The sequence below is a fragment of the Massilia sp. DWR3-1-1 genome, assembly GCF_049898325.1.
In the GTDB taxonomy this organism is placed as follows: Bacteria; Pseudomonadota; Gammaproteobacteria; order Burkholderiales; family Burkholderiaceae_D; genus JAFCUW01.
Map to the genome: position 1 here is coordinate 49,086 of NZ_JAFCXL010000019.1, position 14,998 is coordinate 64,083.

The following is a 14,998-nucleotide window of genomic DNA, read 5'->3' on the forward strand; positions in this document are numbered from 1 at the left end:
AGAATACCGCTCCCAGCCATGACCGAACTTCGTCGCATCCCCGCCGCACCCGCCGCAACGTCCACCCCTGCCGCCGCCGGCTTGCCATTGAGCATCCCGTCGCCCATCGTCACCGTTCCCGGCGTGGCCCCGAAAGTGGGCTTTGTGTCGCTCGGTTGCCCGAAAGCGCTGGTCGATTCTGAACAAATCCTCACCCAACTGCGTGCCGAAGGCTACGAGACGGCCAAATCCTACGATGGCGCCGACCTGGTGATCGTCAATACCTGCGGCTTCATCGACGCCGCGGTGCAGGAGTCGCTGGACGCCATCGGCGAAGCGCTGGCGGAAAACGGTAAAGTCATCGTCACTGGCTGCCTGGGCGCCAAGAAAGATGCTGCCGGCGACGACATCATCATGAAGATCCACCCGAAGGTGCTGGCCGTCACGGGGCCGCACGCGCTGGCCGAGGTGATGGATTCGGTCCACTTGCACCTGCCCAAGCCGCACGAGCCATTTTTCGACCTGGTGCCGGCGCAGGGTGTCAAGCTGACGCCGAAGCACTATGCCTACCTGAAAATTTCCGAAGGGTGCAACCACCGTTGCAGCTTTTGCATCATCCCGTCCATGCGGGGCGACCTGGTGTCGCGCCCCATCGCCGACCTGATGCTGGAAGCGGAAAACCTGTTCAAGGCAGGCGTCAAGGAACTGCTGGTCATTTCGCAAGACACCAGCGCCTACGGCGTCGACGTCAAGTTCCGCTCGGGCTTCTGGAACGGCCGTCCCGTCAAGACCCACATGACCCAGCTGACCGAAGCGCTGGGCCAGCTGGCCGCCCAGTACGGTGCGTGGATCCGCTTGCACTACGTCTATCCTTACCCGCACGTCGACCAGATCATCCCGATGATGAGCGGCGGCCATGTGTTGCCTTACCTCGACATTCCCATGCAGCACGCGCACCCGGAAGTGCTGCGCCGCATGAAGCGTCCCGCCAGCGGCGAAAAAAATCTCGACCGCATCCAGGCCTGGCGCGCCATGAACCCGGACCTGACGATCCGCTCGACCTTCATTGCCGGCTTCCCCGGTGAAACCGAGGCCGAGTTCGAGTACCTGCTGGAATTTTTGAAGGAAGCGCAGATCGACCGCCTCGGTTGCTTCGCCTATTCGCCGGTGGCGGGCGCCACCGCCAACCTGCTCGAGAACCCGGTACCGGAAGCGCTGCGCGAAGAACGCCGCGCCCGCGTCATGCTGCTGCAGGAAGAAATTTCCGCCAAGCGCCTGCAGGCCAAGGTGGGACGCACCGTGCGCGTGCTGATCGATGAAGTCAACGCCCGCGAAGCGATCGGCCGCTCGGCCGCCGATGCGCCGGAAATCGATGGCGTGGTGCACATCAAGAAGTCGCTGATGCCAGGCAAAAAACTGGTGGTGGGCGAATTCGCCGACGTGCTCGTCACCAGCGCCGACGCGCACGACCTGTGGGCCTCGGTGGCCTGATGAAAAAGTCTCTCCAGACCGCCCTGGTCCACAGCGACTACACGGCGCCAGCGGGCTTCGGCGCCTACCCGGTGGCCATCCACCATGCCTCGACGGTGTTGTTCAAGGACGTCGCGGCCATGCGCTCGGGCAACTGGAAAGACAAGCAGTCCTATACCTACGGCCTGCACGGCACGCCCACCACGTTCACGCTCGAAGCGAAGCTGGCCGAGATCGAAGGGGGCAGCGACTGCCTGCTGGCGCCGAGCGGCCTGGCGGCCATTGCCATGGTCGACTTCGCGCTGCTGACGACGGGCGATGACGTGCTGCTGCCGGACAATGTCTACAATCCCAACCGCGAACTGGGCAACTGGCTCACGCGCGATTTCGGCATCACCGCGCGCTATTACGATCCCATGATCGGCGCCGGCATCGCCGATCTGATCTTGCCCAACACCCGGTTGATCTGGACCGAGGCGCCCGGCTCCGTGTCGATGGAAGTGCCGGACCTGCCGGCCATCTGCGCGGCCGCCCACGCGCGCGGTGTGCTCGTCGCGCTCGACAATACCTGGTCGGCCGGCCTGGCCCTGCGCGGCTTTGACCTGGGCGTCGACATCATCATGCATGCGCTGACCAAGTACCAGTCGGGCGGCTCGGACGTGCTGATGGGCGCCATCATCACGCGCGACAAAGCCTTGATCGAACGCATCGCCCTCGCGCACATGCGCCTGGGCATGGGCGTCAGTGCCGATGATGCCTACCTGGTCATGCGCGGCCTGCCCAGCATGAAGTTGCGCTTCGACGCCCACGACGCCGGTGCCCGCCAGGTCGCGCGCTGGCTCAAGGGGCGAGCGGAGATTGCCAGGGTGCTGCACCCGGCCTTTGCCGATTGCCCCGGCCACGCCACCTGGCAGCGCGATTTCACGGGCGCGGGCGGCCTGTTTTCCGTCGTCTTCCACAGCGCCTACGGGGAAGCCGACACCGACCGGTTTGTCGACGCGCTCACCCTGTTCGGGATCGGCTACAGCTGGGGCGGCGCCAACAGCCTGGTCATGCCGTACCGCATCCAGGCCATGCGCCGTGACTGGCCCGACCAGGGCATCCTGGTGCGCTTCAATATTGGCCTGGAAGACCCCGCCGACCTGATCGCCGATATCGAACATGCCCTGGGGAGCTTGCCGGCAGTGGCTTGATGCCGGCGCATCGCGATGCGCCGCGGCGCTGGCAAGGATGCGCTTTCACGGCCATGGTGAAAGCGCCATAAAAAAAGCGCGCCTTGCGAAAGGCGCGCTTTTTTAACGAGGGCAGTGCCGGTCAGTTCTTCAGGACCTGGCGCAGTGCCGCGGCCAGTTCGTCGGCGTTAAATTTCGCCACGTAGGCATCGGCGCCCACCGACTTGACGTGTTCTTCGTTCGTGGTGCCCGACAGGGACGAGTGGATCAGCACGGGCAAGTCCTTGAAGCGGTTGCTTTTCTTGATCGAACGGGTCAGGGTGAAGCCATCCATTTCCGGCATTTCCAGATCCGTCAGCACCATCGCCACGCGGTCGTAGACGCTGCGGCCATCCGCTTCGGCCTGGTTGGCGATAATGTTCAACTGGTCCCAGGCTTCCTTGCCGGACTTGGTCATGATGAAGGGCAAGCCCATCGCATCGAGACCCTGTTCGATGAGGGCGCGCGCCACCACCGAATCGTCGGCGGCCAGCACCACGCAGCCGGGCTTGATCTTGATCGGTGCGCCGATGGTGGCCGCGTTGACGTCGGGCCGGTCGGACGGATTCATATTGCGCAAGATGGTTTCCAGGTCGAGCACCTGGGCCAGGCGCGGGCCGGCGGCGTCGTCTTCCAGGCGGGCGATACTGGTGACCAGGCCACCGGTGCCGGCGCTGCGTTCGGCCGACATCACCGAACTCCAGTCGAGACGGACGATTTCCTCGACCGATTCGACGGCGAAGGCCTGGGTGGTGCGGGCAAATTCCGTCACCAGCATGATGTTCAGGCCGCTTTTCGGCACGCAACCGGCGATGGCCGGCAGGTCCAGCACCTGGATGATGGCGCCGCGCAGGTTGACCACCCCCAGCACATGATCCATGGCGCCGGCGATGGCCGTCACTTCCGGCATCGCGACAATTTCGCGGATCTTGAAAACGTTGATGCCGAACAGCTCGTTGCGGTCGCCGTTCTTGTCAGCGCCGAGGCGAAAAAGCAGCAACTCAAACTTGTTGGTGCCGGTCAAATTGCTGCGCTCGTCGACTTCCTGCTGAACGTTTTTCATCTGTGCTCTCGATGGTTGAATGAACTGTTCGACAGTATGCCAGCAACTTCACCATTGCTGTACAGTAATTTTTCAACGGCGAGGCTAGAGCGCTACACTGGCATCGCCTTGTTATTATTCAGATCAACAAAACCGCGAATGACCCGGTACACATACCAGATCCATGCAAGGCCCCAGACGATGAACGGTCCGACGATGGTGAAGAACAGGCACCAGCCCACCAGCGCCCACAGCAGCGAGAACCAGAAGGTGCGGATCATCCACGTATGGTGGCTATGGACGAAGGTGCCCTCGGTGCTGGGGCGCTTGATGTAGTTGGCGATCAGCGGGAGCAGCGAGAGCGTGCCCAGCGAAAAGAGGAAGACCACGGCGTGCACCACGTACATGACGCGGGCGAAATTTTTGGCGTCTTCGAGCTCGTTGTCCATGACCAGTATTTGTGACATATGCACTCCTTTGTTAATGATGTTTCAACTAAAACCGCACGAGCTAGTTATTTACCGGGATTGCGTCGCCGGCAGATGTGTGCGTGCCCATTGCACGATGGCGCGGGTGTCGATGGCGCCGGCCTGGCGGGCGATTTCGCGGCCGTTGTGAAACAGCGCCAGCGTGGGAATCGAGCGGATGTTCCAGCGCGCCGCCAGGTCCTGGGCCTGCTCGGTATCGACTTTCAGCAGGCGCATGGCAGGCTCGAGCTCGCTGGCGGCCTGCTGATAGGCTGGCGTCATCACCTTGCACGGTCCGCACCACGGCGCCCAGAAATCGACCAGCACGGCAATGCTGCTGCGCTCGATGTGGCGGTTGAAGCGGGCGCTGACGACGTCGAGCGGGCGGCCCTGGAACAGGGGCTGGCCGCACTTGCCGCAGTCCGGATGGTCGGCCAGGCGCGCATGGGCGAGGCGGTTGACGGCGTCGCAGTGAGGGCACACCACATGCTCGTAGATTGTTTCACTCATTGCAGGTCGGGCTCCATTTTTCTGTTAACAGGATTGTAAATCCGGCGCACGAACGCGGGGTGTTCGTTAGCGCGCGGCCACACTGCGGGGGGGCGCCGCAGAATTGCACTATAAACAATTTTTTCGTCCGCCGACGCGCGCCACGCAGTGCTGGTGCGCAAAGTGATGGTGGCGGTCAGGCCGACGCGCCGCCGGCGTGCTCGTGCGTGGTACGCACGCCGGCAAGGTGCGCTGCAGGCACGGCGGGGCGCTGTGGCAGGCCAGGGTAGCCGATCAGCGCCGCCGCCTCGATGGCGTCGCCCAGGCACATGTGCGGGTTGAGCGACTTGACCAGCGCCGCCGTCAGTGGCCCGTGCGCGTAGAGTTGCTCGATACTGGCCAGCGGTGGCTCGCATTCAAAATAATCGACGGCGTATTCGTAATAGCAGCTGGCCGGCGCCAGCAGGATCGACAGGTAGTCCTCGGAGCCGTCGTAGCGGTGCTGGAGGCGGCCGTCCGAAGCGGTCAGCCTCGACCAGGCCGCGTCGCTGGCGCCGCGCCAGTAACAGAAGCTCACCTTGTCCATCTGCAAGGACGCATGGTGCAGCAGGGGCGCGAAGGCGTCCGGCAACGTCGCCTGCGCCTGCAGCGCCATCGCGCGCGCCTGGGCATGCGGCAGCTCCTGCACGTGGCCCTTGATGATGGCGCCCGCGCCCGACAGGTGCAGATACCAGTGATCGCCCTCGCCATTGCCCATCGCGGCGAGGTGCTCGCCGGCGGCGAAGCCGGGATCGTAGCTGAAATAACGGTAGTCGACTTCGGGACAGATGATCGCGTCCAGCAGGGCCAGCGCCATGGCGCGCTGCGCCAACAGGCGTGGGTGGGGAAGAGACTGGGGATCGAGCTGCATGTCGGCCTTTGGTGGTGTCCGCCTGCGCGTGCGGCGAAAGGCCGAACCAGCATGCACAGGGTGGTCAATTGGTGGGTCTATACTCCCATGAAAAACATTTGACCCGCAATCAGAATCCGGCAAGATTGTTTAGCGAGCAACACGTTCAGTTGTTTGCGGACAACGAAGTGTTGCTTTCGTCAATACATTGGCAGCACCTGCCGCCTCAGGCGCGGGCGCGCCAGCGCAGCAGGCGGGGGCCGAACATCACGGTCGCCAGCGAGGCCACCACCAGCGCGGTGCCGGCCCATTGCCAGGGGGTGATGACGTCGCCCAGGATGATCATGCCGGAACTGATGCCCACCACCGGCACGGCCAGGCTGAACGGCGCCACCCGGTTGAGCGGGTGGCGTTTCAACAGGCCCGTCCACAAGGCATACGCGAGGATGGTGGCGAACCAGCCCAGGTAGGCCAGCGAGGCCCAGGTGGTCCACGGCGCCGCCAGCCAGCGCCAGCGCGTGGCGGGGTCGTCGAAGGCCAGCGACAGCAAAATGAAGGGCAGCACCGGCACCAGCGAACTCCACACCATGAACGGGACCACGTCGAAGCCGGCGCTCGCCTGCTGGGCGCGCCGCACGACGATGTTCGAGGCGGCCCACATGGCGGCCGCGCCCAGCACCAGCACGAAGCCGGCCGCGGTGGTGCCGCCGGTGGCCGCGCCCGGCGCCAGGTAATTGAGCGAAAAGCAGGCGATGCCCAGCGCCGCCAGGCCCAGGCCCCACAGCAGCGCCGTGCTGGCCCGCTCGCGCAGCAGCACGAAGCCGAACAGGGCCGTGAAAAACACCTGGGTTTGCATCAGCACCGAACCCAGTGCCGCCGACATGCCCACCTTCAGCGCCAGGAACAGGCAGCCGAACTGGCCGACGCCCTGCAGCAGGCCGTAGGCCAGCACGAATTTCCAGTGCAGCCTGGGGGGGCGGAAAAACAGGATCAGGGGCAGCACGGCGAACAGGTAGCGGCCCGCGCCAAGCTGGAACGGCGTCATGTCGTGCAGGGCGAACTTCATGGCGATGAAGTTGGTGCCCCAGATGAGCACCACGCCGAGGGCGGCGACGTAGTCGCGCGCCCCCAGGGATTTTTCCACGGTGGCGATCCTAGTGCGAACCGCCCAGGTAGGCGGCGACCACCTTCGGATCGGTCTTGAGGCTCTCGGCGGGACCGTGCACGGAGATGCTGCCGTTTTCCAGCACGTAGCCATAGTCGGCCACGTTGAGGGCGGCGGCGGCGAACTGCTCCACCAGCAGCATCGTCACGCCTTCGCTTTTCAGGCGCGTGATGATGCGAAAGACCTCTTCGACCAGGATCGGGGCCAGCCCCATCGAGGGCTCGTCGAGCAGGATCACTTCGGGATTGAGCATGACGGCGCGCGCCATTGCCAGCATCTGCTGCTCGCCACCGGAGAGGGTGCCGGCCAGTTGGTGCTGGCGCTCTTTCAGGCGGGGGAACAGTTCGAGCGCCTTTTCCAGGTCCAGCTTGATCTCGCCTTTCGGACGCGAGCCCGTGAAGCGGGGAAACGCGCCCAGCAGCAGGTTGTCCGTCACGCTCATGGTGGGGAACACGCGGCGCCCCTCGGGCGAGTGGGCCAGGCCGCTACGGGCGATCTTGTGCGACTCCAGGCCCGTGATGTCCTTGCCACCGAGGCTGACCGTGCCCGAGGTGGGCCGGATCATGCCGGAGATGGCGCGCATGGTGGTGGTCTTGCCGGCGCCGTTCGAGCCGATCAGGGTGACCAGTTTGCCCTTCGGCACTTCCAGCGAAATACCGTGCAGTACTTGCACCTTGCCGTAAGCGGCGTACAGATTTTGGATCGATAACATGGTTGTCCTTATTAGTGCGCCGCAGGGGCATCGGCACTGCCGCCCAGATAGGCTTCGATCACTTTCGGATCGCTCTGTACTGCCGCCGGCGTGCCTTCGGCGATCTTCTGGCCGAAGTCGAGCACGGTGACGGTGTCGCAGATGGCCATGACGACGTCCATGTGGTGCTCGATGAGGATGATGGTGATGCCGTGGTCGCGGATCTTGCGGATGATCGCCATCAGCTCCTTGATGTCGGGCGCGGTCAGGCCGGCCGCTGGCTCGTCGAGCAGCAGCAGGCGGGGATTGAGACCGAGCGCGCGGCCGATTTCGAGCAGGCGCTGCTTACCGTACGGCAGATTGCGCGCTTCCTCGTTGGCCAGGTCCGACAGGCCGACGAATTCGAGGATCGACGCGGCGCGCTGGCGTGCCGCCTTTTCCTCGCGGCGGTAGCGCGGCGTTTGCAGCATGACGTCGGCGACGTTCGAATGGAAGGTGTGATGCAGGCCCACCAGCACGTTTTCGGTGGCCGTCATCTCGCCGAACAGTTGCACGTTCTGGAAGGTGCGCGCGACCCCGCCCAGCGCGATCTGCGCCGGCGTGCGGCCCGTGATGACGACGCCGTCGAAGGCGACGTTGCCGTCGGTGGGCTGATAGATCCCCGTCAGCACGTTCATCATGGTGCTCTTGCCGGAGCCGTTCGGGCCGATCAGGCCGTGCACGGTGCGTTCGCCCACTTGCAGGTCGACCCGGTTGAGCGCTTTGAGGCCGCCGAACTGCATCAGGACCTGGTCGACCTTGAGCAGGGCGACGCCGGCCTTGCCGCTGCTGGCGGCGCCGGCAAAGGCGTCGGCATTACCGGCGGCCACCGCCAGCGAGGTGTCGTGGACGGCGCCGCGACCGAGCAGCGAGCGGAAGAAGCCGACGATGCCATCTTGCAGGTAGTAGACGACGAACAGGGTCATCAAGCCGAAAATGGTCAGGCGCCAGTCCGTCATGTTCTCCAGCCGGTACGAGAAATATGCCATGGCGACGGTGGCGACGACGGGGATGAGCACCTTGCGCGGGGTGCTCTTCTGGCGCGCCAGCAGGTAGATGGCGCTGGCGACGGCGACGACGGCGAAGAACACGGCGATCTTGCGGAACAGTTCGATGTCGGCCAGCAGGCTAGGCAGCATGACCACGATCAGCGCGCCGATCAGGGCGCCCGAGCGGGTCTTGCGGCCCCCCATGATGACGGCCAGCAGGAACAGGATGGTCAGCTCGAAATTGAAGGTCTGCGGCGAGATGTATTCTTCCGAATAGGCGAACAGGCTGCCGGCCAGGCCAGCCAGGCCGGCGCTGATGACGAAAGCGTAGACCTTGTAGCGGTACACCGACACGCCCATGCAGTCCGAGGCGATCGGGCTGTCGCGCAGTGCTTCGAAGGCGCGCCCCAGGTTCGACTTGAGGATGCGGTGGACGACGATGAGCGAAATGACCATCAGCGCGGCGACCAGGTAAAAATAGCCCACTTCGGACAGCTTGGTGCCGAACAGGACGGGCTTGGAGATCTTGATGCCCAGCGGGCCTTCGGTGATGAAGGTCATCTCGTTGATCAGGATCTGGATGATGGTGCCGAAGGCCAGCGTGACCATCGCCAGGTAGGGGCCCGTCACGCGCAGGGCCGGCAAGGCCAGGATGGCGCCGAACAGGGCGGCGCCACCGATCGAGCCGAGCATGGCCAGCGGCCATGGCACGCCCAGTTTGAACACCAGCACGCCCGTGATGTAGGCGCCGATGCCGAACAGGCCGGCGTGGCCCAGCGAGACCTGGCCCGTGTAACCGACCACGATGTCCAGGCCAAAGAGCAGGATGGCGTAGATCAGGATGGTCTCGGCCAGGTGGATGTAGTAGGGATTCGGGATCAGGATGGGGAACGCGATCAGCGCGATGATGCCGATGACGGACGCTAAAAAGATTTTCTTGTTCATGGGATGCCTATTAAACCTTCTTGATCGCGGTTTTGCCGAACAGGCCGGCCGGCTTGATCGCCAGTACCAGCAGCAGCAGCACCAGGCCCGGTACTTCCTTGTAGCCGGTCGAGATGTAGTAACCGGTGGCGGTTTCGGCGATGCCCAGGATCAGGCCGCCGACGATGGCGCCCATGCCCGAGGTCAGGCCGCCGATGATGGCCACGGCGAACGCTTTCAGTCCCAGCGAAGCGCCCATGGTGGCGCCGGTGAGCGTCAGCGGCGCCACCAGCACGCCGGCGAATGCCGCCGTGGCCGACGACAGCGCGTACGAGAACGTGATCACCATGCTGGTGTTAATGCCCATCAGGCCGGCCGCGTCGCGGTCGTTCGAGGTGGCGACCACGGCCTTGCCGTAGATCGATTTGCGGTTGAACAGTTCGACCGCCAGCATGATGGCGATGGCACCGACGATGACGGCGATCTGCATCGGCTGCACATTGGCGCCGAGGATGTTGATCGGCGCGGTCGGCAGCGGCGAGGGGAAGGTCAGGTCGTCCTTGCCCCAGATGTTTTCGGCGACGTTTTTGAAGATGATGGCCAGCGCGATGGTCGACATGATCCAGCCGAATTCGGACTTGATCTTGATGGCCGGGCGCACGCCGATCCATTCGACGAACATGCCCTGCAGCGCGCCGAAGCACAGCACCACGGGGATCATCAGGAGGTAACTGAGGTAAGGGCCGCCGTGAATCGAACTGACGAGCGACAGGCCGACCAGGGCGCCGAGCATGAGGGCTTCGCCCTGGCCGAAATTGAGGGTGCCGGAAGTGGCGAAGGTAAGCTGGTAGCCGAACGCGATGACGGCGTAAATCATGCCGAGCGCGATACCGGAAAAGACGATCTGTAGCAGGATATCCATGATGGGGTCCGGTGGGCGGGGCCGCGAGTGCGCCGCCGGTCAACAAAAAATCGGCCAGGCTTGAGAGTCAAGCCCGGCCGAAAATTACCGCGCATGGCGGCAATTTATGCAATTACTTCGCCTGAACGACCTTGCCGCCCTTGACTTCGCCAAACACGGTATTTTTGAAGTCGATCGCTTCGTGGTCGGTTTTGCTGAACGGCTTGCTGTACGAGGTGACGACGCCGTCGACATTCTCGTTCAGGTTTTCCAGCGCAGCATGGATCTTCGGACCTTCCGTCGAGCCGGCCTGCTTGATGGCCGCGGCCAGCAGGTAGATCGAGTCATAGCCCTGGGCTGCCGACACCGGCGACGGCATGCGGCCGTTTGGCGGGTTGTACGCCTTGACGTAGGAGTCGATGAAGGTCTTGCGCTTGGCGTTGGTGGGGTCCTGGATGAAGGTTTGCGGCATGCGGGTGCCGTCGCCGTTCTTGCCGGCGTTGTCGATGAAGTTGCCCATCGACAGGGTCCAGCTACCGACCAGCGGCACTTTCCAGCCCAGTTTTTCCATGCCGTTGGCGATCTGCGCCAGTTCCGGGCCGATACCGTAGGTCAGCACCGCTTCGGCGCCGGCTTGCTTGGCTTTGAGCAACTGGGCCGTCATGTCGACGTCCTTGATGTTGTATTTCTCGGTGGCGACGGCCTTCATGCCGCGCTTGTCGAGGGCTTTTTCCAGATCTTCACGACCAAGCTGGCCGTAGTTGGTCGAGTCGGCCAGGATCGCGACCTTCTTGAACTTGCGGCGGTCGACGGCTTCCTGGATGATCATTTCCGACTGGATCTGGTCGCTGGCGGCGTTGCGGAAGATGTAGTTCGACGGCTCCTTGGCGAACTGCTGGGTGATGATGGAGCCAGTGGCGACGTTGTTGATGACCGGAATTTTTGCTTCCTGGTAGAAGCGCTGCGAGGCCAGGGCCACGCCGGTGTTGATGTAGCCGACGGTGGCGACGACGTGTTCCTTGTTGATCAGCTCCTGGGCCACTTGCACGCCGCGCGGTGGGGCCGCTTCATCGTCGCGCTCGATCAGCTGGATCTGGCGACCCAGCACGCCGCCCTTGGCATTGATTTCAGCAGCGGCCAGCTTGGCGCCGTCGCGCATGGACACGCCCATGGGGGCCGAGCCGCCGGTGAAGGGACCGGCCACACCGATTTTGATGGGATCGGCAGCAATTGCCGACATCGATACACCAAGCGCTACCGCTGCTACCAACGTTTTCAACTTGAAATTCATTTGCTGTCTCCATGATGTTGTGTTCTACCTGCCTTACGTGAACGTCGCCGTCCATCGATGGCTGATTGTAGGGGACCATTTTGCTAACAGCAATCGTTAGATGTGACGCGCTGCAACAAACTTGGGCGTAAGGTGTTGGTAAGGAAGAAGGCGTAGGAAGATCAAGCACTTAGAACGGAAACGCAAAAGGCCGCATCACGATGCGGCCTCCCCAAGTTGGTGCGCTATTTCAGCGCCCGAAGCGGGTGCCGATGCCGATGCCGCCCCAGTTGCGGCCGCCCCGGTGGCCGCCCCAGCTGCGGCCGAAGCCGAGGTCCAGGCCGATCGACACGGGAGGGTAGTAATAGGGCGCTGGCGCGTAATACACGGGGGCCGGGTAGTAGACGGGCTGCGCAACGTAGACGGGCTGTGTCACAATCGGCGCGGAACTGTATTGCGTCGCCGAGCCGCTGGACGAGCTGGCCGCCAGGCGCTCGCCTGTGCCGGGCGCGACGGGCGTGACGGAGACCACGCGCCACTGACCCGGATCGGCCGGCGCGGTATAGTTAGCGCCGTACGGTGCGGCGTACGGTGCGCCATAAGCGCCCCGCGGCGCATCATAGGCGCAGCCGCCCAGGGTGGCGGTGGCGGCGACGGCGAGTACAGAAATCAGGGTTTTCATGGGATCCTCACGCTTGGGGGGCACTTTGATGCACATCATCATAAGGGGGCGACCTGCCATGTTCCATGCGGATTACAGCTTGTTACAGTTGCAAGGGGGCCTGCAACATGCTTGAGCCCCTATTTACCATCCGCCAGGCCGTTCCCGCCGATATTATCGCGCTCGAGCGCTTCATCGAGCAATCTGCGCGGGGCCTGAACGGCGATTTTTACACGCCGGCCCAGCTCGACGCCGTTACCCGCGAAGTGTTCGGCGTCGACAGCCAGCTGATCGCCGACGGCACGTTTTTCCTTGTCGAACACCTGGTCGAACACGGCGCCGAACTGGTCGCCTGCGGCGGCTGGGGCAAGCGCTCGACCGGCTGCGGCGGCGACAAGCACAAGTCGGCGCCTGAACGGCTGCTCGATCCGGCCCGCGAGGCGGCCAAGATCCGCGCCTTTTTTGTCGCCCCGTCGATGGCGCGGCGGGGCATTGCCTCGATGCTGCTGGCGCACTGCGAGCGGCAGGCCGCCGCCGCCGGTTTCAGCGCCGTTGAACTGGTCGCCACCATGCCCGGGGTGCCCCTGTACCGCAGCCGCGGCTTCGCGCTCGTCGAGCATTACCACCTGCCGCTGGCGGTACCGGTACCGGTGGCGCTGATGCGGCGCGCGCTGGCGCCCTCATGACTGCCTACGCCCACACCGTCGGCGCCATGGTGTACCGCTTCGCCGACCTGCGCGACTTGCTGGCCAAGGCCAGCCCGGCCCGTTCGGGCGACATGCTCGCCGGCCTTGGCGCGCGCAGCGCCGCCGAGCGGGTGGCGGCGCAGATGGCGCTGGCCGATCTGCCGCTGACGGTGTTCCTGAGCGAAGCGGTGGTGCCCTACGAGAGCGACGAAGTGACGCGCCTGATCGTCGACCGCCACGACGGCGCCGCCTTTGCCGCCATCGGCCACCTGACCGTGGGCGGCTTGCGCGACTGGCTGCTCACGCAGGCGGCTAGCGACGACACCGGCGCCTTGCCGGCAGTGGCGCCAGCGCTCACGCCGGAGATGGTGGCGGCGGTCTCTAAACTGATGCGCAACCAGGACCTGATCCTGGTCGCCTCGCGCTGCCGCGTCACCACCGCCTTTCGTAACACCATCGGCCTGCCGGGCCGCCTGTCCACGCGCCTGCAGCCGAACCACCCGACCGACGACAGCGCCGGCATTGGCGCGAGCATCCTCGACGGCCTGATGTACGGCAGCGGCGACGCCTGCATCGGCATCAACCCGGCCTCGGACCACGTGGGCGGGCTCGTCACGCTGCTGCACACGCTCGACGACCTCATTACCCGCTTCGACATTCCCACCCAGTCCTGCGTGCTCACCCACGTCACCAACACGCTTGCCGCCATCGAGAAGGGCGCGCCGGTCGACCTGGTGTTCCAGTCGATTGCCGGCACCGAGGCGGCCAACCGCAGCTTCGGCATCGACCTGGCCCTGCTGGGCGAAGCGCGGGCGGCCGCGCTGTCGCTGGGGCGCGGCACGCTGGGCACGAACCTGATGTATTTCGAGACGGGCCAGGGCAGCGCCCTGTCGGCCAATGCCCACCATGGCGTCGACCAGCAAACCTGCGAGGCGCGCGCCTACGCGGTGGCGCGCGCCTTCGAGCCGCTGCTGGTGAACTCGGTGGTGGGCTTCATCGGCCCCGAGTATTTATATGACGGCAAGCAGATCATCCGCGCCGGCCTGGAAGACCATTTTTGCGCCAAGCTGATGGGACTGCCGATGGGCTGCGACGTCTGCTACACCAACCACGCCGAGGCGGACCAGGACGACATGGACAGCCTGCTCACCCTGCTGGCCGCCGCTGGCTGCACCTTCATCATGGGGGTGGCGGGCGCGGACGACATCATGCTCAACTACCAGAGCACCTCGTTCCACGACGCCCTGTACGTGCGCCGCCTGCTGGGCTTGCAGCCAGCACCGGAATTCGAACACTGGCTGCGCCGCATGGGCATTTTTGCCGGCGCCGACGCCGACGGTGTACGGCTGGGAGCCATGCCGCCCTTGCTGGCGCAGGCGGCGCGGCGCTTGCTGCCATGAGCGCCATGACGACGCCGCTCGACCCCTGGCACGGGCTGCGCCGGCTGACGGCGGCGCGCATCGCCCAGGGCCACGTGGGGGTGTCGATGCCGACCGCGCCCCAGCTGGCGTTTCAGCTGGCGCACGCGCAGGCGCGCGACGCCGTCCACGTGCCGCTCGACGTGGCCGCGCTGGCCGCGCAACTGGGCGAGCCCAGCCTGCCGGTGCACAGCCTGGCGCCCGACCGTCCCACCTACCTGCGCCGCCCCGACCTGGGCCGGCGCCTCGACGAGGCTTCGCGCGCACGCCTGGCGGCGCACGCGGGCCGCCACGATATCGGCGTGGTGCTGGCCGACGGCCTGTCGGCGCCGGCCATCGCGCGCCACGGCGCGCCCTTGTACGCGCTGCTGCGCCAGGCACTGCCGTCGCTGCGCTTTGCGCCGCCCGTGCTGGCCGAACAGGCGCGGGTGGCGCTGGGCGACGACATCGGCGCGGCGCTGGGCGCGCAACTGGTGGTGGTGCTGATCGGCGAACGGCCGGGCCTGAGTTCGCCCGACAGCATGGGCATCTACCTGACCTGGGCGCCGCGGGTGGGGCTGACGGACGAGCGCCGGAACTGCATCTCGAACGTGCGCCCGGAAGGGCTGCCGTACGGGCAGGCGCTGGCGGCGCTGCTCTACCTGATCGACGGCGCGCGGCGCCTGCACACCACGGGGGTGGCGCTGAAGGACCAGCGGCCCTGAGCG

Annotated in this window: 15 protein-coding genes; 5 read left to right on the plus strand and 10 right to left on the minus strand. The window is 65.1% G+C overall.

Translation table 11 applies throughout. The annotated features are described in order from the left end of the window. The first annotated feature begins 18 nt into the window (after positions 1 to 18). Both rimO and ACP7EY_RS18695 read left to right on the plus strand, forming a co-directional pair. Complete coding sequence (rimO, locus tag ACP7EY_RS18690) at positions 19 to 1,470, plus strand: 30S ribosomal protein S12 methylthiotransferase RimO (RefSeq protein ID WP_426196265.1); 1,452 nt, start codon at positions 19 to 21, stop codon at positions 1,468 to 1,470. Further along, a complete protein-coding gene (locus ACP7EY_RS18695; RefSeq protein WP_426196267.1) occupies positions 1,470 to 2,642 on the plus strand; it encodes a cystathionine beta-lyase in 1,173 nt (390 codons plus the stop codon). Before rimO ends, ACP7EY_RS18695 begins: the two co-directional genes overlap by 1 nt. A 121-nt stretch (positions 2,643 to 2,763) precedes the next feature. On the opposite strand, the gene ACP7EY_RS18700 is transcribed toward ACP7EY_RS18695, so the two are convergent. From ACP7EY_RS18700 to ACP7EY_RS18745, 10 genes are all read right to left on the minus strand, one after another. After that, positions 2,764 to 3,723, minus strand: coding sequence for a chemotaxis protein (locus ACP7EY_RS18700; RefSeq protein ID WP_426196269.1), 960 nt, complete (start codon positions 3,721 to 3,723; stop codon positions 2,764 to 2,766). A 92-nt stretch (positions 3,724 to 3,815) separates the two neighbouring features. Further along, complete coding sequence (locus ACP7EY_RS18705; RefSeq protein ID WP_426196271.1) at positions 3,816 to 4,169, minus strand: DUF4870 family protein; 354 nt, start codon at positions 4,167 to 4,169, stop codon at positions 3,816 to 3,818. Positions 4,170 to 4,220: 51 nt separating this feature from the next. Further along, a complete protein-coding gene (trxC, locus tag ACP7EY_RS18710) occupies positions 4,221 to 4,679 on the minus strand; it encodes a thioredoxin TrxC (protein ID WP_426196273.1) in 459 nt (152 codons plus the stop codon). 175 nt (positions 4,680 to 4,854) lie between these two features. After that, on the minus strand, positions 4,855 to 5,568 hold the full coding sequence (locus ACP7EY_RS18715) for a hypothetical protein (protein ID WP_426196275.1): 714 nt from the start codon (positions 5,566 to 5,568) through the stop codon (positions 4,855 to 4,857). A gap of 205 nt (positions 5,569 to 5,773) precedes the next feature. Then, positions 5,774 to 6,679 (minus strand): EamA family transporter, encoded by a 906-nt coding sequence (locus ACP7EY_RS18720; protein ID WP_426196344.1) that lies wholly within the window; start codon positions 6,677 to 6,679, stop codon positions 5,774 to 5,776. 22 nt (positions 6,680 to 6,701) lie between these two features. After that, positions 6,702 to 7,424, minus strand: coding sequence for an ABC transporter ATP-binding protein (locus ACP7EY_RS18725; protein ID WP_426196277.1), 723 nt, complete (start codon positions 7,422 to 7,424; stop codon positions 6,702 to 6,704). Positions 7,425 to 7,435: 11 nt separating this feature from the next. Next, positions 7,436 to 9,376: an ABC transporter permease subunit gene (locus ACP7EY_RS18730; RefSeq protein WP_426196278.1), complete on the minus strand. Its 1,941-nt coding sequence runs from the start codon at positions 9,374 to 9,376 to the stop codon at positions 7,436 to 7,438. A 10-nt stretch (positions 9,377 to 9,386) separates the two neighbouring features. Continuing rightward, positions 9,387 to 10,277: a branched-chain amino acid ABC transporter permease gene (locus ACP7EY_RS18735; protein ID WP_426196280.1), complete on the minus strand. Its 891-nt coding sequence runs from the start codon at positions 10,275 to 10,277 to the stop codon at positions 9,387 to 9,389. Positions 10,278 to 10,389: 112 nt separating this feature from the next. Next, entirely contained in the window at positions 10,390 to 11,547 is a 1,158-nt protein-coding gene (locus ACP7EY_RS18740; RefSeq protein WP_426196282.1) for an ABC transporter substrate-binding protein, read from the minus strand. 229 nt (positions 11,548 to 11,776) lie between these two features. Then, positions 11,777 to 12,208, minus strand: a complete 432-nt coding sequence (locus ACP7EY_RS18745; RefSeq protein WP_426196284.1) for a hypothetical protein — start codon at positions 12,206 to 12,208, stop codon at positions 11,777 to 11,779. Between the two features lie 107 nt (positions 12,209 to 12,315). Between ACP7EY_RS18745 and ACP7EY_RS18750 the strand changes: the two genes are divergently transcribed. Genes ACP7EY_RS18750 through eutC form a run of 3 tightly spaced genes read left to right on the plus strand, consistent with a single transcriptional unit; the run spans position 12,316 to position 14,995 of the window. Continuing rightward, on the plus strand, positions 12,316 to 12,873 hold the full coding sequence (locus ACP7EY_RS18750) for a GNAT family N-acetyltransferase (RefSeq protein ID WP_426196286.1): 558 nt from the start codon (positions 12,316 to 12,318) through the stop codon (positions 12,871 to 12,873). Then, on the plus strand, positions 12,870 to 14,273 hold the full coding sequence (locus tag ACP7EY_RS18755; RefSeq protein ID WP_426196288.1) for an ethanolamine ammonia-lyase subunit EutB: 1,404 nt from the start codon (positions 12,870 to 12,872) through the stop codon (positions 14,271 to 14,273). Before ACP7EY_RS18750 ends, ACP7EY_RS18755 begins: the two co-directional genes overlap by 4 nt. Beyond that, positions 14,270 to 14,995: an ethanolamine ammonia-lyase subunit EutC gene (gene eutC / locus ACP7EY_RS18760; RefSeq protein ID WP_426196290.1), complete on the plus strand. Its 726-nt coding sequence runs from the start codon at positions 14,270 to 14,272 to the stop codon at positions 14,993 to 14,995. The genes ACP7EY_RS18755 and eutC overlap by 4 nt, the downstream gene beginning before the upstream one ends. Positions 14,996 to 14,998: the final 3 nt, after the last annotated feature.

Coding starts and splice junctions, on each gene's coding strand:
- rimO (WP_426196265.1), top strand. CDS start 19: ATGACCGAACTTCGTCGCATCCCCGCCGCACCCGCCGCAACGTCCACC.
- ACP7EY_RS18695 (WP_426196267.1), top strand. CDS start 1,470: ATGAAAAAGTCTCTCCAGACCGCCCTGGTCCACAGCGACTACACGGCG.
- ACP7EY_RS18700 (WP_426196269.1), bottom strand. CDS start 3,723: ATGAAAAACGTTCAGCAGGAAGTCGACGAGCGCAGCAATTTGACCGGC.
- ACP7EY_RS18705 (WP_426196271.1), bottom strand. CDS start 4,169: ATGTCACAAATACTGGTCATGGACAACGAGCTCGAAGACGCCAAAAAT.
- trxC (WP_426196273.1), bottom strand. CDS start 4,679: ATGAGTGAAACAATCTACGAGCATGTGGTGTGCCCTCACTGCGACGCC.
- ACP7EY_RS18715 (WP_426196275.1), bottom strand. CDS start 5,568: ATGCAGCTCGATCCCCAGTCTCTTCCCCACCCACGCCTGTTGGCGCAG.
- ACP7EY_RS18725 (WP_426196277.1), bottom strand. CDS start 7,424: ATGTTATCGATCCAAAATCTGTACGCCGCTTACGGCAAGGTGCAAGTA.
- ACP7EY_RS18730 (WP_426196278.1), bottom strand. CDS start 9,376: ATGAACAAGAAAATCTTTTTAGCGTCCGTCATCGGCATCATCGCGCTG.
- ACP7EY_RS18735 (WP_426196280.1), bottom strand. CDS start 10,277: ATGGATATCCTGCTACAGATCGTCTTTTCCGGTATCGCGCTCGGCATG.
- ACP7EY_RS18740 (WP_426196282.1), bottom strand. CDS start 11,547: ATGAATTTCAAGTTGAAAACGTTGGTAGCAGCGGTAGCGCTTGGTGTA.
- ACP7EY_RS18745 (WP_426196284.1), bottom strand. CDS start 12,208: ATGAAAACCCTGATTTCTGTACTCGCCGTCGCCGCCACCGCCACCCTG.
- ACP7EY_RS18750 (WP_426196286.1), top strand. CDS start 12,316: ATGCTTGAGCCCCTATTTACCATCCGCCAGGCCGTTCCCGCCGATATT.
- ACP7EY_RS18755 (WP_426196288.1), top strand. CDS start 12,870: ATGACTGCCTACGCCCACACCGTCGGCGCCATGGTGTACCGCTTCGCC.
- eutC (WP_426196290.1), top strand. CDS start 14,270: ATGAGCGCCATGACGACGCCGCTCGACCCCTGGCACGGGCTGCGCCGG.